Origin of the sequence: Chitinophaga sp. (assembly GCF_017745275.1) — a bacterium.
Lineage (GTDB): Bacteria > Bacteroidota > Bacteroidia > Chitinophagales > Chitinophagaceae > Chitinophaga.
Genome location: NZ_JAGHZS010000007.1, coordinates 851,954 through 872,684, shown reverse-complemented (window position 1 = coordinate 872,684; position 20,731 = coordinate 851,954). Strand labels below are relative to the sequence as shown.

The following is a 20,731-nucleotide window of genomic DNA, read 5'->3' as shown; positions in this document are numbered from 1 at the left end:
CCCCATAAATCCGTAATCCGTAATCCGTAATTCGTAATTCTCCTCTACCTTTGTCTCCTAAACAAGGCTTATGCAGATCCTGGTAATTGAAGATGAACAAAGGATGGCGGAAATGATAAAAAAGGGACTGGAAGAGCAAGGCTTCCTGATATCCCTTGCCTACGATGGGGAGATGGGGAAAAAACTGGCCCTGTCCCAATCCTTCGATCTTATCATCATGGACCTCATCCTGCCTAAGATCAACGGGCTGGATCTGTGCAAGCAGATACGCAGCGTATTGCCGGACTGCCCCATTATTATGCTCACCGCCCTGGGCACTACAGACGATAAAGTGGAAGGCTTCGATGCCGGCGCCAATGATTACCTCGTGAAGCCTTTTGATTTCCGGGAACTACATGCCCGCATCCGCGCGCTGATCAAGCGGAACCAGGCCAATACCAATACTTATAGCCAGGGTTTCCTGCTGCGCTTTGCAGACCTGGAAATGAACCTGCAAACGAAAATTGTAAAACGTAACCAGGTGGTTATTTCCCTTACACCAAAGGAATTCCGCCTGTTGGAATATATGATGAAAAATCCGGAAAGGGTATTGTCACGCACCGAAATTGCCGAGAAAGTATGGGATACCTTCGATTCCGGCACCAACTTCATTGACGTATATATCAACTATCTCAGGAAGAAAATAGATAAAAATTTTCCGACAAAACTAATCCATACCCGCTCCGGCATGGGTTTTATATTTGAAGCAGAGTGAAAATAAGGGTCCGGCTCATATTATTGTTCCTGGTACTTTTCGGAGTACTGCTGCTCGCATTCGCGGTATTCGTGTATGTGTCGTCTGCCAATGCCCGTAAAGCGGATTATTACGAACACCTGAAGCGGGAAGCCATCACCAAAGCCAATATGCTGCTGGATGCCCATGTGCCGCCCAACGTTCTACAGCTCATGTATAAAAATGCAGATAATGCATTGTTCGGCGAAGAAATAGCCATCTATGATACCGCTTTTCATCTCCTGTATCATGACGCCGTGCAAATCGATAAGGTGAAGGAAACTCCGCAGATGATCAACGAAATCCTGGCGCAACAAACCATCCTGTTTGAGCAGGGATCGCTACAGGTAGTAGGATTGCTCTATGAACATAACGGCCACCACTATGTGATCACGGCAGCCGCTATCGATAAATATGGACTGCAGCGACTGGAACGGCTGCGATATAGCCTCATTTTCTCATTCATCGGTATTATTGGTCTCACGATCCTTGCAGGCTATTTCTTTGTGGGTAAAGCATTGAAACCGGTGGAAGAGATGATTGATAAAGTAGAAGAAATTACCGCTACCAACCTGGATTTGAGGGTGCCCGTACAAAATGAAAAAGATGAAATAGGAGAACTGGCCACCACCTTTAATAAAATGCTGGATCGCCTGGAACACTCCTTTGATGCGCAGAAACATTTTGTCAGCAATATTTCCCACGAACTGCGTACCCCACTCGCGACTATTGTAGGAGAACTGCAGATTGTATTAACGAAAGACAGAACCCCGGCAGAATATAAAGAGGTCATCAGCCTCGCGTTGGCCGATGCACGGCGACTGGTGCGTTTGTCCAATGGCTTACTGGATATGGCAAAAGCCAATTATGACCATACAGAAATAAGCCGTAAAGTATTACGGGTAGATGAATTACTCATGGACGCCCGCGATGCCGTGATCAAATCAGCCGATGACTATAAAGTAGATATTGTATTTGAGCAGGAAATAGAGGCAGATGATATGATTTCCGTCAACGGAAACGAATACCTCCTGAAAGTGGCCTTTATTAACCTCATGGAAAATGCGTGTAAGTTCTCGCCGGATCACCAGTGCACGGTATCTATCCGTTACGGCGAAGCCGATCTTATACTACGCTTTATGGATAAGGGGATTGGCATCAGCGAAGCAGATCTTCCTCATATATTCACCGCTTTCTACCGGGGCGCCAATCAAAGCTTCACCCGTGGTAATGGCATTGGCCTTTCTTTAACAGAAAAGATCATAGGGATGCACGAGGGCGCTGTCAGCGTAACTTCCCGGCTGCAGGAAGGCAGTACCTTTACTGTGATCCTTCCTCACCTGTAAACCCCGTTCTAATAATTTTCTAATAAAATTCTGTCCAACCTCTAACTGCCCTTATCATCGTGCAGGCATACATTTGCATCGCAATAAAACAAAAAATTATGGACGCTGGTCCGGAACGTTACTTTATTTTTTCATCTCCTGCCTGATCTTCATAGCGCTGCTGTGCCTATCAGCAGGAAAAATATAGCGCTGTGTTATACTTATCAACTGCTGTAAACAAGCACCCACATTTCGTACGCAACTATGCTTTCAGAAGGAAGTCCGGCATGCCTGATATCAGGAAGATCATACCCGGTGGCCACGATGAATCCGCTACCAGCAAACTGCAACAGGTAGCGGCGGCAGACCAGGACACCTACCTGGCTTTACTCGATAGTCACCCTGATGGCTTATCTCCTACACAAGCCCGCAAACGTTTAACCCTGATCGGCTTAAATGAAGTGCACCATGAAAAAGCGCCTGCCTGGTACAAACAATTGCTGACGGCTTTCGTTAACCCGTTTATCGCCATCCTGCTGGCCATCGCCCTTATTTCATTCATCACAGATGTGTGGATGGCTGCTCCCGGGGAAGGGGACTATAAAACGGTGATCATGGTGGGTATCATGGTGATGGTGAGTTCCCTGCTTCGCTTCTTCCAGGAATACCGCAGCAACCGCGCAGCCGAACAATTGAAAAGTATGGTGCGGACTACGGCCACGGTTATACGTAAGTCGAAAGAGAAAACAGAAACAGACATCAAGCAACTGGTGCCCGGAGATATTATTTTCCTCTCTGCCGGAGACATGATCCCGGCAGACTGTCGCCTGGTGCAGTCGAAAGACCTGTTCGTGAGCCAGGCCATGCTCACCGGTGAATCGCTTCCCATGGAAAAGCGTAGCTTCCCCGTGCCCGACGCTTTTCATAAAACTGTGCTGGAACTGGATAATATCTGCTTCATGGGTACCAACATCGTAAGTGGCGCCGCTACCGCAGTGATCGTGAACACCGGTAATCAAACGTATTTTGGTTCCCTCAGCAAATCCATTACCGGCAAGCGCGCGGAAACCAGCTTTGATAAAGGGGTGAACAAAGTAAGTTACCTGCTCATCCGCTTTATGCTGGTAATGGTACCACTCATTTTCCTGATCAATGGCCTTGTAAAAGGAAACTGGTGGGATGCGCTGTTGTTTGCCATTGCCGTAGCAGTGGGGTTGACCCCCGAAATGCTGCCCATGATCGTTACCGCCAACCTGGCGAAAGGAGCCGTGAACATGAGCAAACGCAAAGTAATCATCAAACGCCTCAATGCCATCCAGAACATCGGCGCCATGGACGTACTGTGTACCGATAAAACCGGTACCCTCACCATGGACAAAATTGTATTGGAAAGACACCTCAACATTTTTGGGGAAGATGATGAAGAAGTACTGAAGTGGGCATATCTCAACAGCTATCATCAAACCGGTCTCAAAAACCTGCTGGACGTGGCCGTACTGGAACATGTGGAACTGCACGACTACCTGAAAGTGGAAGAACATTATCTGAAAGCGGATGAAATACCGTTCGACTTCCAACGCCGCCGCATGTCAGTGATCCTGAAACAGCGCAACGGTAAGCAATTGCTCATCTGCAAAGGCGCTGTAGAGGAGATGCTGCAACTATGCACCCATGCTTTTGATCCGGGGGAAGATAAAGAGCTGCACATCGAATCAGATAAAATTATTCCAATAGATGAAAACGTACGGGAGAAGATCCTGCGTATTTCCGGCAAACTTAATGAAGAAGGCCTCAGAGTGCTGCTGGTGGCGATCCGCGAGTTCGATGACCGCGCACTCACCTACACCGTGGAAGACGAAAAAGACATGGTACTTACCGGCTTTATCGGCTTCCTCGATCCGGCGAAACCTTCTGCAAGAGTGGCTATTGAATCATTGCAGCAATTGGGCGTACAGGTAAAAGTACTGACCGGCGATAATGAAATTGTTACCCGGAAAATATGCCGCGAAGTAGGCATTCCTTTCTCAGATGTATTGCTGGGCCACGATATTGCACAGTTGGATGATGCCACGCTTACCCGGAAAATAGACCAGGTATCCATCCTGGCCAAACTCACGCCGGTACAGAAATCAAGAATTGTAAAGCTGTTACAGGCAAAAGGACATACCGTAGGCTTCATGGGCGATGGTATTAATGATGCCGCGGCGCTCCGGGATGCGGATGTAGGCATCAGTGTAGACACCGCCGTAGATATCGCCAAAGAAAGCGCCGATATCATCCTGCTGGAAAAAGACCTGATGGTATTGCGCAAAGGAGTGATCTATGGCAGAAGAACATTTGGTAATATTATCAAGTACATCAAAATGACCGCCAGCAGCAACTTTGGTAACATGTTCAGCATGATTGGCGCCAGTGCATTATTACCTTTTCTTCCCATGCTGCCGGTACAGATTTTAGTGCAAAACCTGCTGTACGACATCTCACAGGTATCTATTCCCTGGGATAAAATGGACCAGGACTTTATAGACAAGCCCAAGAAGTGGAATGCTGGCGACATTTCCCGGTTTATGCTGTTCATTGGCCCGGTAAGTTCCATCTTTGACTATGCCACTTTTGCGATCATGTTCTATGTGTTTAAAGCGGCAACACCAGAGCATCAGGGGTTGTTCCAGGCGGGCTGGTTTGTAGAAGGGTTGCTATCGCAAACGTTGATTGTACACATGATCCGCACGCGTAAAATACCTTTTATCCAGAGCTGGGCCACCGCGCCGGTGGTGGCGCTGACCAGCCTGATTATGCTGATCGGTATAGCGATTCCGTTTACACCGTTTGCAGCCTCACTGAAAATGGAGCCTTTGCCGTTGTCCTTTTTCCCCTGGCTGATCGCAGTATTGTTTAGTTACTGCATGCTTACACAGCTTATCAAGAACTGGTATATCAAAAGATTTAACCAGTGGTTATGAGCACTGCGAAAGACAATGGATGACCGCGCAGCTAAAAGCTATTTTTATTATCTTGACAGAAATCCAGCAGTAAATGAAAATATGTTTAGTAACAGGCGCCAGCAGTGGTATCGGTTATGCCATTGCTGAAGCTTTACAGGCAGATGGATATACCGTAGTAGCCACAGCCCGCAGGGAAGACCGGCTGCAGCAATTACCTGCCAGGAACGTCACTACCATTACCGGCGACTTATCGGACGCGGCTTTCCAGGATCAACTGATCTCCACTGTGTATGAAAAATATGGTCGTTGCGATTACCTCTTTAATTGCGCAGGTACCATCGCTACCGGCACCATTGAAGAGATCGATATCGATAAGGTGACTGATATGATACAACTCAATGTCACCGCTACTATCCGGCTAACGTATCAATTGTTGAAACGTTTTCGTCAACAGGGATTCGGGCATGTCATCAATATGTCCAGTGTACTGGGTACAAAAGTACGACCTACGGCAGGGGCCTATGCTGCCACCAAATTCGCGATGGAAGCGCTGTCGGAAGCATTACGTATGGAGCTTACCGGTAGTAATATACAGGTGTCATGTATTGAACCCGGCCTGGTAATGACGGAGTTGCATAAAGACTGGAATGTACATCCGAAGGAAGGTATGGGCATTCACGAACCATTAACGACGGATGATATTGTAGGAACGGTACGATTTATCATGCAACAACCCGCACATGTAAGAATCCCCCGGTTAATGATTTTACCGAAGGATCATAATATATAATTCGAGCAGAAAGTACGGCTCATACAAATACGTAAAAGCAGAAAGCAGAAAGCAAAAAGCAAAAAGCTATTGTAGCGAGTGACAGAAGCGAGTATTTAATTACCTATTCGCTCTTGTCACTCGCTACAATAGCTTTTTGCTTTTTGCTTTCTGCTTTCTGCTTTCTGCTTTCTGCTTTTACATTTTTGTATGCCCCTCCCAAAATACCGACAAACGGAAGTCAGTAGTACTACGGATTTTCCTGTCTATCAATTTACCTACCTTAGTTTTCATAATCCCGAAAAATGTACGAGCGAAAAATAAGAGGGTATGCCCCGCTTTTTCTTTTCCTGTTCCTCTTGCTTTTTTTCTATAGCATGCTGATTCACGATAGGGATTCTGCAGTGAATGGTGTGTTGATATCCCTATTTTATGCCGTGGCCTCCGGCGAGGCAGGCCGTTTCCTGGTGTTGTTTTCCCGCCGCAAATGGCCGGGTAACCGCAATATGGTAAAACGGGTACGGTTAATCATCGTCATAGGAACACCGCTATTAGGTATGCTGGCATTGGCTAACCAGCTTTTTGGCAGATGGATTGGCTTTTATAAGCAGGTGACAATGGGCGATTATGCATTCATTGCAGGGTTGACTATTCTCTGTAGCCTGCTGGTGGTAGGCGGCTACGAGGCATTGTATTATATGGCGCAATGGAAGCAGTTATTTATGGAATCACAGCGACTCAAAAAAAGTAATCTTGATAGCCAGTACCAGTTTTTGAAAGACCAGGTAAAGCCTCATTTCCTGTTTAACAGCTTAAATACGCTCAGTGCTTTAATTGTAAATGATCCTGTAAAGGCGGAATCATTTGTAGAAGAGATGGCAGCCGTGTACCGGTATCTCCTGAAAAAAAATAGCCGCGAACTCACCACTTTCCGGGAAGAGCGTATTTTCCTGGAATCTTATGTGCTGATGCTCCGTACCCGCTTTGAGGAATCGCTGATAGTACAGATTGAAGTGGCGCCCTGCAAGGAACAGTACCTGTTGCCACCATTTGTATTACAGCTACTCATGGAAAATGCGGTGAAACATAATGTGGTGTCCAGGGATAAACCGTTGACGATTACCATTTTTTCAGACGATGACGATAACCTGCATATTCAGAATAATTTACAACCAAAGGTCAGGCAGGAGCCATCTGATAAAACAGGATTGCAAAATCTCCGGACACGTTACCGGTTGTTGAAAAAAGAACAAGCGCTCCGGATTACGGCAGCAGATGGCTTTTTTACGGTGGTTATTCCGCTGATACAGACGAATATCTATCACAATTAGCCACCTTTTATATTTCGGTTGATCTATAAACCCTAATCTTTTACTAATTATTGCGAACATGAATGCGTTGATTATTGAAGACGAATCTTTGGCGGCAGATCGCCTCATCAGGATGTTGTCTAAAGAAAACGAAGACATTAATGTGATGGCAGTATTGGATACGGTAGAAAAATCCGTGGCCTGGTTACGTGAGAACCCGGGCCCGGATGTGATTTTCCTCGACATTGAACTAGGTGATGGAAAGAGTTTCGATGTGTTTGAAGAAGTACCGGTAAATGCCCATATCATATTCATAACGGCATTTGATGAGTATGCGGTCCGTGCCTTTAAATACAATAGTATCGACTATCTCCTGAAGCCATTGAAGAAGGCGGATTTGTCGGTAGCGCTGGGCAAGTTCCGGCAATATTATTCGTTAGCAGGCGGAGAAATTGATATGTCGGTGATTGTGCAGGCACTGCGCCGGAAAGAATACAAGTCCCGTTTCCTGGTGGCCGCCGGCTCACGTCTCTATTCTGTGAATGTGGGTGAAGTGGCGTTTATTTATACCCGTGAGCGGCAGCATTACCTGAAAACCTTTACCGGCCATGATTACCTGATAGATAATAACCTGGATGAGCTGGAAATGCAACTGGACCCTGCCTGTTTCTTTCGCGTGAACCGGCAGTTTATTATTCATCATCCGGCCATCGACCAGGTATTTGCATGGTTTGATGGGAAAATAAAATTGCAGGTACAGCCCATGGCTTACGAAGATATTATTATTAGCCGTTTAAGAGCAGCAGATTTTAAGCGGTGGCTGGGTAAGTAACCCCGCTATTGCGGAATAATACAGGATACTACAGGATAGTTTATTCCCGGGGTTCATTATCTTGTTGGAGATAACTGATTCCACGCTGACATGAAAAAACAACTGATACCCACTATCGCCGGCTTGCTGTTAGCCAATAGTCTTCCTGCACAGCAACGCGTCATCCCTACGCTGTCATTTGAAAAAAAGGTGGTGGCAGCAGAAAGTTATGAGTCGGTGGCCGTGTTTGATGTGAACAACGACCATATACCCGACCTGGTATCCGGTGCCTTCTGGTATGAGGGGCCCGCTTATTTTAAGCGTCACTACATCGGCCCCGTGAAGCAATTTGGCGAATACTGGGACGATTTCTCCACCATCCCTTTTGATGTAAATGGTGATGGCCGCCTGGATTTCATTACCGGGGGCTGGTTTGGTAAAACTTTATCATGGATAGAAAACCCGGGAAACGACAGTGAATGGAAAGCGCACCTGATTGCTACACCCGGAAACATAGAAACCACGCGATCCTGTGATATAGATGGAGACGGCATCCCGGAAATTATTCCCAATACGCCCAATGATCCGCTGACTATTTACCGCTACAACAAAGCTGTTCATGGGTTTACGGCCCATAAAATACTGGACCGTAAGTCCGGCCATGGCCTGGGCTTCGGCGATATCAACGGCGATGGCCGTATTGACATCATTTTGCCCGAAGGCTGGGTAGAAGCCCCGGCAGCGCCTTTCGCAGCTTCCTGGACATTTCACCCCGACTTTAACCTGGGCACGGCCAGTGTCCCCGTGATTGTTACAGACGTCAACAAAGACGGGCTGGCCGATTTAATTGCTGGCCAGGGTCACGATTACGGCCTGGATTGGTATGAGCAGCGCCAGGATCCCGGTACCCATCAACGCCATTGGATCAAACATGCTGTTGACCCCAACAATTCTCAATACCATACTATGTTATGGACGGATATAGATGGAGATGGACAGGAAGAACTGGTGACCGGGAAGCGGTATCGCGCGCATAATGACCATGACCCGGGTTCGGCCGATCCCTGTGGTATTTATTATTTTAAATGGAACGGCGAATCATTTACAAAACAGGTGATCAGCTATGGAGAGAAAGGAGTGGGGCTGTACTTTGATGTACATGATCTTACCGGGTCTGGCCGGAAAGATGTGATCGTAGCGGGAAAAGATGGGTTATTCATTTTTTATAATAAAGGAAATAAGTAAGGGGGGACAACATCTGTAGATGCTGCCTGTTGTCCTGCACTACGTATTGCCTTTACCGTTAGTCCCGTATTTTGCCCGTTTGATTTTTTATTCGCTGTGCTGCGCCAGCCAGGTTGTAATGGCCGTGCCTATGGCTTCGGTTTGCGGCGTTTCATTATCCTTTCCTTCTTCGAACCAGTGACTGGCACCTTCGTTGTCCTGCTTTCTGCGCAAGTGAATAGTTTTCTCCGGGAGGCGGACAATAAAAATATTCTCTTCCTGGCGGGTAACGCCAATATCGTGGCCTTGCAGTTGTATATGGAAGTCGCTCATGATAATCAGTTTGTAATTTTTTGTACAATCATTGTGCCCTCCTGTGTATTATATGTCTGTTGGTTGATGGTTTTTTTGTTTCTTCGCAGTCGAGTCCTCTTTATCCTATTATTGACCAACAAAATGTGCGTATGATCATTAAAGAGTTACCTGTTGTCATTGAAACCCCGAAGGGGAGTAGTGAAAAATATGATTTTGATCCGGCATCCCGTTTTTTTGTACTCAACAAAATATTGCCCGCCGGGATGGTTTTCCCTTATGACTTTGGATTTATCCTGGGAACCAGGGGCGCAGATGGAGACCCGTTAGATGTCATGGTGATTTCAGAATTTAAAAGTTTTCCCGGTTGCCTGATCAAGTGTCGCCTGTTAGGGGCGATTAAGGCAGAACAGCGTGAAAGGGATGGAACAGTGGTGAGAAACGACCGCTACATTGCGGTGCCGGTTGTATCCAAAGCCTTTAAGGGGGTGGATGCGGTGTCGTCTCAAACGATCCGGGAAATAGAACATTTCTTCATTGCCTATAACGAACAGGAAGGTAAACAGTTTACTCCATTGGGATACATAGAAGCTGCCCCGGCCTACGAGCAGATTAAATTTCCGGATAAATAACGTATCCGGGACTGACACGATTATTGCAACTATATGGTAAAGCGGGAGCGGCTGGACCATATTGGTTGCTGAGGATTACTGGTCCAACACCCCGAAACTGTTAGCAGCAGGAAAGAAACCGGATAAAACCGGCGGTATCAAACACAACGACAGTATGATTTGATGTGCATTTTTTTACCCAGTTTTTTTGCTGATTGTGGAATTTTAAAACAATTGCCTGACAGCCATCAACCAGTGTATCTTTTATGACTTTATTCTTTGTACAATGTTAAACGCCCCTGTAAAGGCGGCTTTCCGTGAACCAGTCGGCGGGATGGATGACTGCCTGTCCGGCGGAGGAGAAGCCGGTGAACTGATCCGTTCTTTTGATTGGACTACTTCCAGGTTAGGGCCGGTAGCACAATGGCCGCAGTCACTGAAAACATGCATGCGTATTTTGCTGGCTTCACCGCAGCCCATGTTTTTATGGTGGGGGGAAGATGCTATTCATATACATAATGATGCCTGCCGGCTATTGCTGGATGCACATTACCCGGATCCATTAGGCTTGCCCGCCGTGGTAGCCTGGAGTAGTTTGTGGGATCAGTTAGCGCCCCGTTTTAACAGCCTGATGGCAGGAACATCCAATATTGCAGATACTTTGTTGTTACAGATGGTACAACGGGAAGGGCTATATTATAATTTCAATGCCTGCCCTGTTCCGGATGAATCCGGGCAAGTAGCGGGTATTATGGCGACTGGCTCCGTATGGCATCAGCCGGCTCCCATGGCTTTTGTGAAAACGGATATCAGCAGTTTTACCAATGGATTGCTGTCGCACTTCGAACAGGTAATCCGGCAGGCGAAACTTACCCTGGTCACCAATTTTCATGTAGTCACCAAAGAAGTATATGTAGACCGGGATATGTGGGAGAAGATCCTCTTCACCCTGCTGGCTAACGCGCTCAGGTATACGCTGCGCGGAGCTATTGCTGTACGGTTGATGCAGCAAAACAACACCATACAATTATCGGTATCCGATACCGGGATGGGGCTGAGCCCGGACCTGATGACTGCCGTACGCGAAAATTTGTTACAGAAAGAAGCGGATAATAAAGGATTGGCGTTGGTCAACGAGCTGGTGATGCGGCATGGTGGCGAGCTGCAGATAACGAGTGTGCCTGGGGAAGGCAGCACCTTCCTGGTAACTATTCCTATTGGGAAAGCGCACCTGCCCGCAGATAAAGTGATCAGCGGGCACGGTACCGTGGTGTATAAGCAATACACGGATTTTTTTTCCAGTCTTATATCCAATATCCGTGTTTCCAGGGAAAGACGGCGCCAGGAAGCCGGCGTAGACGCTTACCGCCGGGTGATAGCATGTTTGCCGGCAGCCGTTTATACCTGCGATAAACAGGGCCGTATTCTCCTGTATAATGAAGCAGCGATAGCCCTTTGGGGACGCGAACCTGTGGTGGGTGTAGATATGTGGAACGGCGCCTGGAAGATCTACCAACCAGATGGCATCACCGCTATTGCGCCGGAAGACTGTCCGATGGCACAGGCCATTAAAACCGCGACGCCGGTTTATAATCGTACCATAGTGATAGAACGACCGGACGGCAGCCGCCGGATTGTTGCGCCGCATCCCGTTCCCTTATTTGATGAAGACGGCGAACTCACAGGAGCCGTTAATATGCTGGTGGATATTACCCACGAGAAAACATCGCATGAACATTTATCCAAACTGGCCGCCATCGTGGAGAATTCAGACGACGCCATCGTCAGCAAAACCCTGGACGGTATCGTCACAAGCTGGAACCCGGCAGCAGAAAGGTTATTTGGCTACAGCGCCGCAGAAATGATCGGTAAATCCATTACCAACATCATCCCACCCGATAAACTGGATGAAGAACCTAAAATCATAGAAATCCTGAAATCCGGTCAACGGGTAGACCACTTTCAAACCAAACGCATCACAAAAGAAGGGGAGATCAGGGACTTCTCCTTAACCATATCTCCCATAAAAGATATGCATGGCAACGTGATAGGAGCCTCTAAAATTGCAAGGGATATTACACAACAGCGACAACTGTTTTCCGCCCTGCAGGAAAGCGAGGCCAGGTACATGCAACTCAACTTAAAGCTGGAGGCGGAGATAGAATTACGTACCAAAGAACTGCAGGATGCAAATTACTATCTCGAAAAATCAAACCAGGAGCTGGAACAGTTTGCCTATGTGACCAGCCACGACCTGCAGGAACCACTTCGTAAAATTCACACGTTTGCCGGCATGTTGCATAACGTCAACAAAGACATTCTTTCTGATACCTCCTGCATGTATCTTGATAAGGTGATGTCCAGTGCCAAACGGATGTCGCAACTGATCAATGAATTGCTGGATTATTCCCGCCTCGTACATGTGAAGGAACCGTTTGTAGCAACAGATCTCAACGAAATACTAAAGAACGTACTCATAGATTTTGAAGTGCCGGTTAGTTTGCATGATGTACAACTGGAAACCGGTGAACTGCCTCGTTTGTTGGTTAGCCCGTTGCAGATGAACCAGTTATTCCATAACCTGTTGGGGAATGCACTCAAATTCTTATCGCCTGGAAGGCAACCGCAAATAAAGGTATATGCGGAACCGTTATCGGCCGCTGAACTGGCCCGCTTACCAGAACTGGACCAGGGCCTGGCCTATTGGGTAATCGTGGTAAAAGACAATGGAATAGGGTTTGATCAGATGTATGCTTCGAAAATATTCCAGATATTCCAACGGTTAAATGACAGAACCGAATTTGAAGGAACGGGTATTGGGCTTGCCTTGTGCAGTAAAATTGTAGCGAATCATAAAGGACATATTTATGCAAATGGAGCACCGGGAGAAGGTGCGGAGTTCAGGGTTATTTTGCCCGCTCAACAATAGCTGGCTGTGTTGTTGTTTTGCTAATTATTGATGTTTTTTTAGAGATGCCGTTTTCAGTGGAAATTCCAAATTTTTTCAGGAACATTTCCTCACGTAATTTTGCACCAACACCCAATATCCTACCATTAAAATTACCCTGCGATGAGAGAGAAATTGTCGTCCTTATTAATTGATCCGGATCGCGACCGGCGTAACCAGTTTTATCTTGCACTGGACCTTTTACAGATTAGCAAAGCTTGTATTGCCCAGGATAATACCAGCAAGGCGTTGGATTATCTAAAAAAGCAATCCGGCTTTACGCCGGATTACATTTTTTTAGACAGTTTGCAACCTTCAGATGAAGCCCTTTTATTTCTGCGGGAACTGAGAAAAATAAAGCGGTTAAAGCAGGTGCCCCTGATCTGGTATGCCCCGTCATTTAATGCAGCACAGGAGCAGGCTATGCTGGAAGCAGGTTTTGCTGCAGGTTTGGTGAAGCAGGAAAAACTGTTGCAGTTGAAAGAAAACCTGCGTATCCTATTCCAGAGCGACTTACAGGAAGCCCTGCTGCCAGATGGAATGTCTGCGGCTGCCCGCTTTAAGATGAAGATGAAAGATGTGCTGTTGCAAACGCAGTTGCTTCTCGATACACCTAAACACTTACTTTCAACCCGCTAAGCGGTTATTATTCCGTTTGTAATGCCTTTACAGGGTTGGCTGCTGCTGCTTTCAGCCCCTGGTAACTAATGGTTGCCAGGGCAACGAGGGTAGTGAGTACACCTGCTGCCAGGAACATCCACCATTGCAGTTCAACGCGGTAGTCGATATGTTTTAACGCCTGTTGCATTGCCAGTATCGCCAGTGGTACGGTAATGATGAATGCGATGAAAACAGGTTTCAGGAACTCCGTTGCCAACATGAACCAAATGCGTGCGGCACTGGCGCCCATAATTTTCCGGACCCCAATTTCTTTGGTGCGCCGCTCTGCCAGGAAAGAGGATAAGCCAAATAATCCCAGGCAGGAAATGAGGATCGCTAAGCCCCCTGTCCAGTTCAACATAAGCCCTGACGACCGGATGCCGTTGAATTTCTGCTGATAGGATTCCTTGATAAAATGAAATTCAAAAGGAACCGTAGGATTACTTTTTTTGATGGCCGCTTCAATTTTTACCAACGCTGTTTGCGGGTTGGCCGTTTTCCGCAGCCGCACAAAGAAATGTCCCAGTGCCTCAGTATTCAGGAATACTACCATTGGGTTGGGCGACTGATAAGGATCGTTTGCCACGAAATCTTTGACCACACCAATAATAGGATTTTTACCCAGCAGCGTACCAATGATGGGTTCTTTTAATCCCATGCGTCTTACAGCCGCTTCATTGACCAGGCAACCGATAGAATCGCTTCCGTATTCCGGGCTGAAATCACGCCCTGCTGCCAGTTGTAGCCCGGCGGTCTTTACCCAATTGTATTGTACCCAGGTGAGGGTTACCGGGAAATTCTGATCGGCAGTTTTGCCGGGCCATTGAATACCATCGGTGGCGCCACCAAATCTCAGCAGGTCATCTGACCCTGCTGATACCTGCTCTATTTCCGGGATGCGGGAAAACTCATCCCGGATCAATGCAAATTGCTGGTTCATATCACCCCGTACCGGTATCTCTATCAACTGGTCCTGGTTGTAACCCACCGGCCTGTTCTCTCCGTACTGGATTTGCCGGTAAAGCACAATGGTAGTGATGATGAGAAAGATGGAGATCACAAACTGGAAGGTCACCAATGTTTTCCGGAAAGCGCCACCACCGCGTTGTGCTACGGTAGGGCCCTTCAATACTTTTACCGGTTGGAAGCTGCTGAGGAAAAAGGCAGGATAACTACCCGCTACCAGGCCGGTGAGGAAGGTTAATAGCACGATACTCAGCAAAATTTTCCAGTTGCCCAGGCCGAAAGCCATACTTCTACCGGATATGCGGTTCAATCCGGGGATGGTCAGTTTTGCCAGCAGTATCCCGAGGACCATGGCGAGAAAGGTAATCAGCAGGGCTTCCACGAGGAACTGTAAAATGATGGTGGTCCTGGATGCGCCCAATGCTTTGCGCACGCCTACTTCGCGGGCACGGCGTTCGGAGCGTGCGGTGGACAGGTTCATGAAATTGATACAGGCAATTAATAAAATAAACCCTCCAATGGTCCCCAGTAACATCATTAGCTGTATGCGGCCACCGCTGGGCTGCCCGTTTCTGAACTCGCCGTGCATGCGTAACGCCGAAAAAGGATAGGCAAATAAAGCGCGCTCTCCATCACCAGGGACCACCGTTTGTTTGGAGACGGTTTTCAACTTTTCATTAAAACCGTCCAGGTTGGCGCCTGGCTGCAGTTGTACCCAGGTGGTCAACCGGTAATTATCCCACTTTTCTATCCAGTCAGCGTTCTCTTTTTCATACAGGCGGAAGGGGAGTACAACATCGAATTTGGTGCTGCTGTTAGGAGGTACGTCCCGAACGATGGCCGCCACCTTCAGGTCGTATATGTTGTTATATTTCAAAATTTTGCCCATGGCATCGGCGTTGCCAAATATCCTGGTGGCGGCGCTTTCCGTGAGTACAATGTTGCCCGGTTCCTGCAGGGCCGTCACCGGATCCCCATTCACTGCCGGAAAAGTAAACATCTTAAAGTAAGCAGGATCGGTGTACACACTTTCCTGGTAGAGGCTTTTGTTGCCTGCCACCATCAGGCCCTGACCTCCGTAAGCAATGCGGGACGCATATTTTATTTCCGGCAGATCCTGCACCAGTTTTTTCATCAATGGACCCTGGGTAACCGTACTGGTTTGCCAGGAACCTTCCTGGCGGCGGTTTTCCATGATCCGGAAAAGATGGGCGCTGTTCTGATGAAAGGCATCGAAGCTGAATTCATCATTGATCCAAAGCAGGATAAGAATACCAGTGGCCAGGCCAATAGAAAGGCCTCCGATATTAATTAAAGCGGATAGTTTATTTTTCAGGAGATTTTTCCATCCGTTTCTCCAATAGCTTTTGAACATAGTTAACAGTTGTTTAAGGTGAAATGCCGGTTCATTTTTCTACAGAACAACCGCCGGGGGAGCAGGAAATAAGGGTGTCTTCTTAATACAGGAAAGTAAACAGGACGAATATACGTAGCCGGGATAGTTGTTTCGGGAGGAGGCCTCCGGCCGGCTTCCTTCTTCCATGCACCGGCTGAGTGATGACAGGAAGAAGGAAGTAATGGGAGAGGGTATGTTTTTCATACGAGGTAATATTTGGTATCAGTAACGATCCAAAAATAACCCCTGGTAAATGGAGCATTATTCAAATGTGATCAACACCCCACTTTCTGTGATGAACCTTACTTTTTAGCTTCCGGCAAAGCTGCCTGGTAACTTTTCCATCCGGTCCATAAAAATCCGATGGCTACTGCTATCAGCAGGAACCAGGAAGAGATGGCGGCAATTTTTCTTCCCAGGAAGAAGGTGGCAGGCTCAAATTTGAAGGTGATATCATGCTTACCGGCAGGGATTTTCAAACCACGCAGGGCATAGTCCACCCGGATAATGTCGGCCGGCTTTTGATCGATGAATGCTTTCCATCCTGCGGGATAATAGATCTCGGAGAATACGCCCAGACCTTCGCCGCTGTTTTGCGACGTGTATTGCAGCTGGTTCAACCCGTATTTCGTTAATACAATGCTGGCGTTGCTATCGGCCACTGGAGCGAAGGTGCCGGCAATGGGCTGGAAGCGTTTATCTATTACTACGGTATCTTTTGGATTGAAATGATCCAGTGTTTGCATTTCTGTGTTGGCGTCCGGTACCCAGTGGATGGCTTTTACAAACCAGGCATTGCCCAATGCCCCGGGATTCAGTTGCGCCACCGGCTGCCCGGTTTTTTGGTCAGGTACAATGAAATATTTAGTGTTGAGCATATTCAGCACCGCCATATTATTTTTGGTGAGCTGGTGTTCTATCAGGTCTTCGTAGATCCATAGTTTAGCTGGACTTTGTCCGCCAACGGATTTATGAAAGTAGGAGGTGTTGGCATCCAGGAAGGGATTGGTAGTAAGATTGAAGACGCGGTAGTAGGGATCTTTATCCTGCAGAATTTGCTCATCGGCGGGCGATGGGGACACAAATCCTGCCAGTGGTGCTTCACTGAAGTTATCTTCATTCATATAGGTTTTATCCAACTGGAAGCTGTCGAACAGCACGGCCACTGTAATGATGGCTACTGCAATAGTAGCTTTCATCTTTCCTTTCAGGAAGTACCACATGGCTGCAAAGGCGATGACGAGGAGTATCAGTGCGCGGATACTATCTGCTCTCAGTAGTGCGCTTCGGTCTTGTTTGAGGGCGCCCAGCAGTTTGGCCGCGGGGATTTCGCCACCGAGCATCTGTGTATACCTTGCCAGCAAAGCACTATCGCCGGGACCCGCAAAAGGATACATGAAACTACCTACCAGGCCGAGTAAGATTACCAGTCCGCCGGTTAGAAACACCGCCAGTTTTAAATGTTGCTGCAACAACGCTTTGGGCTGATTACCATATATCAGTTCCTGTAAGGCCCAGCAGGCAAGGATGACCATAGATACCTGTGGAATCACCAATGCCATGGTAGGCGCACGGAATTTACTGTACAGGGGGAGATGATAAAACAGGAAGTTATTTAACTCCGGGAAATTACTTCCCCAGCTGAGTACAATGCCAATCACGGTAGCGGCTACCAGCCACCATTTGTGCCAGCTCCTGATAATGAAGAGTGATAATACAAACAGGAAGCAGATAATAACGCCTATATACGCCGGTCCTTGTGTGAATGGCTGGCCGCCCCAGTACAACTGCCAACTGGCGCTGTTAACGGCTTCTTCTGCTTTGGTAGGAGGCACACCGATTTCGGTAAGGGCCTGATAAGTATGAGAGGCGGCGGATAATTTACTATTGGAGGAACCACCTACGAGATGCGGCAGCAGCAAGGTGAAAGTTTCTCCTTTGCCATAACTCCACTGGAACGCATATTTGATATCGAGCCCGCCGGATTTTTTACTTTCCTGGTCTTGTTGGTTCAGGGTGAGCTCCGACTGGCTGCCACGGATGGTATATTTCGTATACTCTTTCATGATGAGCAGGTTGTCCATAGCAGGGAGCACGGCGAGTACACCCGCGATGGCCAATACTACCGAAGCTTTGATGAAAGTGGGCAATTGCTTCTCCCGAAATGCCTCTATACCTGCGGCTATTCCCAGGCATATGGCCATGATGAAAGTATAATAAGTGATCTGCGGGTGATTGTTGTAGATCTGTACCGCTGCGGCCAGCGCAGTTAAACAGGCGCCTGCCAGGTAGCGCCCCCGGTAGGCGAGTATCATCCCTGCCAGTACCGGTGCTATATAGGCCATACTCATTACTTTGGTGATGTGTCCGGCATCTATACTCACCACGGTGAAAGTGGCAAAGCCATAGGCAATGGCGCCCATGATACGTATCCAGTATTTTACATCCACTACAGCAAGGAATACATACATGCCCAGCATCAGCACAAAAAACATATCAGCAGGATTGGGTAACCACAAAGTCAGTACTTTATTAAGGAAACCTATCTTGTTGGTAGACGGCCCGGTAAAGGTGACATAGGAAGGCATACCGCCGAACATGGAGTTACTCCACATCGGTAAATCGCCGGTAGATTTGTAATAGTCTCTTGCTTCTTTCGACATGCCTTCGTAGTGCATCATGTCTGATTGAAACAATTGTTTGCCTTCCAGTACCGGGCTGCAAAACGCCAGGGCCAGCCCTACAAATATTACGACGGCGGCAATATGAGGAAAAAATGACCTAAACCATGATGATTTCATATGTTGCTGATTATCTTTTATTTATTAAATGTTGTCTAAAGTTGATTTTAACGGAAAAACGGCTTTGTTTAAAGTAACACTTTAAGTCTGTTTAAAGTGATACTTTAAGCAAAATGAAGGTGATTTATGCCGGAGGACGGGTAGCATCGGCGCTGTCTTTTACTACCGGCGAGGTATAAACGATATTAGGAATCGTGGTCACTAAACTATCTTGTGTGGGAGTTTCCGTAACAGGTCCCGTGCCATGACAAGCTACCAGTAAGCCCGCCAATAGCAGAGGTAAATAAAGTTTCATCTAATAAATTTGCGGGTAAATATATTGAAATATATAAGCAAGTAACCGCTTTTTTGAGAATGGCTGAAAAGTGTGATGCAGGGGCATAACGGCAATGACTACCTTTAATAATCGCTACATCTTTATGAAATGCTTGCTGTTAGCCGGGCTTTTTGCACTATTGGCCTGCCATTCCCAACACTCCTTAAAACATGCTGCCATGGTGGATTCAACACATCATGACCCGGCAGTGAATAGCTGTGTCACCCCGGTAACGGGAAATCGCTTTGTGTTGTATGGCGACTTTGATGGAGATGGACAGCCGGACACATTGACCGAGCACTTCTTCAGTGAGATTGATAACCGGGAAACGAATAAGTATTATAAGGACATGGATTACGACTTACAGGTACGACTAAACGATCAGCAGGAACCCTGTTCGTTTATGACTTGCAGTAACGATTATATTGACACACTGAACACCGGCAATGGAGGAGTGTTCGGGTTATCCTGGCTGAAAAATGAAGGAGATTTAAATGGAGATGGTACAGATGAAGTATCTTATATATCGGATTGGGCCGATTGGTCAAATCTTAATACCTGTCACCTGGTGACCTGGCGTCGTCACCGCTGGGAGGAGCTGTACCGGTTTCCAATAAATGAGCTGAGCATACCGGATACTGGTGATAGCAGCGGGGCTGGTACCCATTTCCCCGGCTTCATCCGGAAAATAAAGCCAGGGAAGATGATGGTACAATTTGATAATATGGGAACTCCGGATAGTGCGATTATCCGTATCCGTTAGTGTTATTTCGCGAGTAACTGCAGGGAATGGTTCACCTGTTCAATGCCACCTTCCCATCCTTCATGACCGGGAACCAACAATGCGGGATGAGGGAATTTGCTTTTCAGCTTCCGCAGAGATGCCGGATAAGCAGCCAGGTTTCCATCTCCGAGAAAGCCCATGTTGGTAGCTTCCATGCTTTTCACAAAACAACCACCATATAATACTTTGGTTTGCGGTAACCAGATCACAATGTTATCTTTTGTATGTCCTTCACCGGGGTAGAAAGTTTCCAGCTTCACACCATTGATATTAAAAACAGTATCCTTACGGAACACAAAGTCCGCCGCTTTTTCATTCCGTTCTTTGCAGAGATCCTGCGTTTGTTGGGTGCTGTATGTTTTTACGCCTTGTGCTTTCAGGAAATCCAAACCGGCGGTGCAGTCGGCATGAAAATGTGTGACAATGCAGTGCGTGATTTTTTGGTGATACCGTTGTTCCAGCGTATCCGCCAGCTGCCTGGTCTGATCTTCACTCCAGGGCGTATTAATTAATATAATTCCTTTACCTGTTACAATATACAGGCCGTTGGCCGGCACCCAGGAACCTTTGTATTCTCCATGAGATACGCTCGCATACACATTTCCGGTGAGGTGGCAGATTTGCATGGGCGGTTGGGGTTCCTGCGAAAAAGTTGCGGTAGTACAGCACAGGCATCCAAAAAGAAGCAGTAGATTTTTCATGATTTCCTTCAATATAACTGCGAAATTAAGACTTTCATTATCCGCTGCCCTTATTTTTTTTATCTCCCCAAAACATTATCC

Annotated in this window: 17 protein-coding genes; 11 read left to right on the top strand and 6 right to left on the bottom strand. The window is 47.2% G+C overall.

Annotated elements, in window-relative coordinates:
• Positions 1-70 precede the first annotated feature (70 nt).
• From J7623_RS23115 to J7623_RS23085, 7 genes are all read left to right on the top strand, one after another.
• Positions 71-754, top strand: a complete 684-nt coding sequence (locus J7623_RS23115) for a response regulator transcription factor (protein ID WP_291924846.1) — start codon at positions 71-73, stop codon at positions 752-754.
• Entirely contained in the window at positions 751-2,118 is a 1,368-nt protein-coding gene (locus J7623_RS23110; protein WP_291924844.1) for an ATP-binding protein, read from the top strand. The genes J7623_RS23115 and J7623_RS23110 overlap by 4 nt, the downstream gene beginning before the upstream one ends.
• A gap of 191 nt (positions 2,119-2,309) precedes the next feature.
• Entirely contained in the window at positions 2,310-5,060 is a 2,751-nt protein-coding gene (gene mgtA / locus J7623_RS23105; RefSeq protein ID WP_291924842.1) for a magnesium-translocating P-type ATPase, read from the top strand.
• Positions 5,061-5,133: 73 nt separating this feature from the next.
• Positions 5,134-5,832 (top strand): SDR family oxidoreductase, encoded by a 699-nt coding sequence (locus tag J7623_RS23100; RefSeq protein WP_291924841.1) that lies wholly within the window; start codon positions 5,134-5,136, stop codon positions 5,830-5,832.
• 284 nt (positions 5,833-6,116) lie between these two features.
• Complete coding sequence (locus J7623_RS23095) at positions 6,117-7,142, top strand: histidine kinase (RefSeq protein WP_291924840.1); 1,026 nt, start codon at positions 6,117-6,119, stop codon at positions 7,140-7,142.
• A 58-nt stretch (positions 7,143-7,200) separates the two neighbouring features.
• Entirely contained in the window at positions 7,201-7,953 is a 753-nt protein-coding gene (locus tag J7623_RS23090) for a LytTR family DNA-binding domain-containing protein (protein WP_291924838.1), read from the top strand.
• A 90-nt stretch (positions 7,954-8,043) separates the two neighbouring features.
• Positions 8,044-9,177, top strand: coding sequence for a VCBS repeat-containing protein (locus J7623_RS23085; RefSeq protein WP_291924836.1), 1,134 nt, complete (start codon positions 8,044-8,046; stop codon positions 9,175-9,177).
• Positions 9,178-9,264: 87 nt separating this feature from the next.
• On the opposite strand, the gene J7623_RS23080 is transcribed toward J7623_RS23085, so the two are convergent.
• A complete protein-coding gene (locus J7623_RS23080; RefSeq protein WP_291924834.1) occupies positions 9,265-9,489 on the bottom strand; it encodes a hypothetical protein in 225 nt (74 codons plus the stop codon).
• Between the two features lie 131 nt (positions 9,490-9,620).
• Between J7623_RS23080 and J7623_RS23075 the strand changes: the two genes are divergently transcribed.
• From J7623_RS23075 to J7623_RS23065, 3 genes are all read left to right on the top strand, one after another.
• Positions 9,621-10,100 carry an inorganic diphosphatase gene (locus J7623_RS23075; RefSeq protein ID WP_291924832.1) on the top strand — a complete coding sequence of 160 codons (480 nt, stop codon included), beginning with the start codon at positions 9,621-9,623 and terminating at the stop codon, positions 10,098-10,100.
• A 265-nt stretch (positions 10,101-10,365) separates the two neighbouring features.
• Positions 10,366-13,008, top strand: coding sequence for a PAS domain S-box protein (locus tag J7623_RS23070; protein ID WP_291924830.1), 2,643 nt, complete (start codon positions 10,366-10,368; stop codon positions 13,006-13,008).
• Between the two features lie 141 nt (positions 13,009-13,149).
• Positions 13,150-13,665: a hypothetical protein gene (locus J7623_RS23065; RefSeq protein WP_291924828.1), complete on the top strand. Its 516-nt coding sequence runs from the start codon at positions 13,150-13,152 to the stop codon at positions 13,663-13,665.
• A gap of 7 nt (positions 13,666-13,672) precedes the next feature.
• Here the strand turns inward: J7623_RS23065 and J7623_RS23060 are convergent, their stop codons facing one another.
• The 4 genes from J7623_RS23060 to J7623_RS23045 form a co-directional block, all read right to left on the bottom strand.
• Positions 13,673-16,027, bottom strand: a complete 2,355-nt coding sequence (locus tag J7623_RS23060) for an ABC transporter permease (protein ID WP_291924826.1) — start codon at positions 16,025-16,027, stop codon at positions 13,673-13,675.
• 39 nt (positions 16,028-16,066) lie between these two features.
• Positions 16,067-16,252: a hypothetical protein gene (locus J7623_RS23055; protein ID WP_291924824.1), complete on the bottom strand. Its 186-nt coding sequence runs from the start codon at positions 16,250-16,252 to the stop codon at positions 16,067-16,069.
• A 98-nt stretch (positions 16,253-16,350) separates the two neighbouring features.
• Complete coding sequence (locus J7623_RS23050) at positions 16,351-18,849, bottom strand: YfhO family protein (protein ID WP_291924823.1); 2,499 nt, start codon at positions 18,847-18,849, stop codon at positions 16,351-16,353.
• Between the two features lie 124 nt (positions 18,850-18,973).
• Positions 18,974-19,144 carry a hypothetical protein gene (locus tag J7623_RS23045; protein ID WP_291924821.1) on the bottom strand — a complete coding sequence of 57 codons (171 nt, stop codon included), beginning with the start codon at positions 19,142-19,144 and terminating at the stop codon, positions 18,974-18,976.
• 199 nt (positions 19,145-19,343) lie between these two features.
• Here J7623_RS23045 and J7623_RS23040 point away from each other — a divergent pair, with 199 nt between their 5' ends.
• A complete protein-coding gene (locus tag J7623_RS23040; RefSeq protein WP_291924819.1) occupies positions 19,344-19,928 on the top strand; it encodes a hypothetical protein in 585 nt (194 codons plus the stop codon).
• Between the two features lie 2 nt (positions 19,929-19,930).
• Here J7623_RS23040 and bla read toward each other — a convergent pair whose 3' ends face one another.
• Positions 19,931-20,650, bottom strand: a complete 720-nt coding sequence (bla, locus tag J7623_RS23035) for a subclass B1 metallo-beta-lactamase (RefSeq protein ID WP_291924817.1) — start codon at positions 20,648-20,650, stop codon at positions 19,931-19,933.
• Positions 20,651-20,731: the final 81 nt, after the last annotated feature.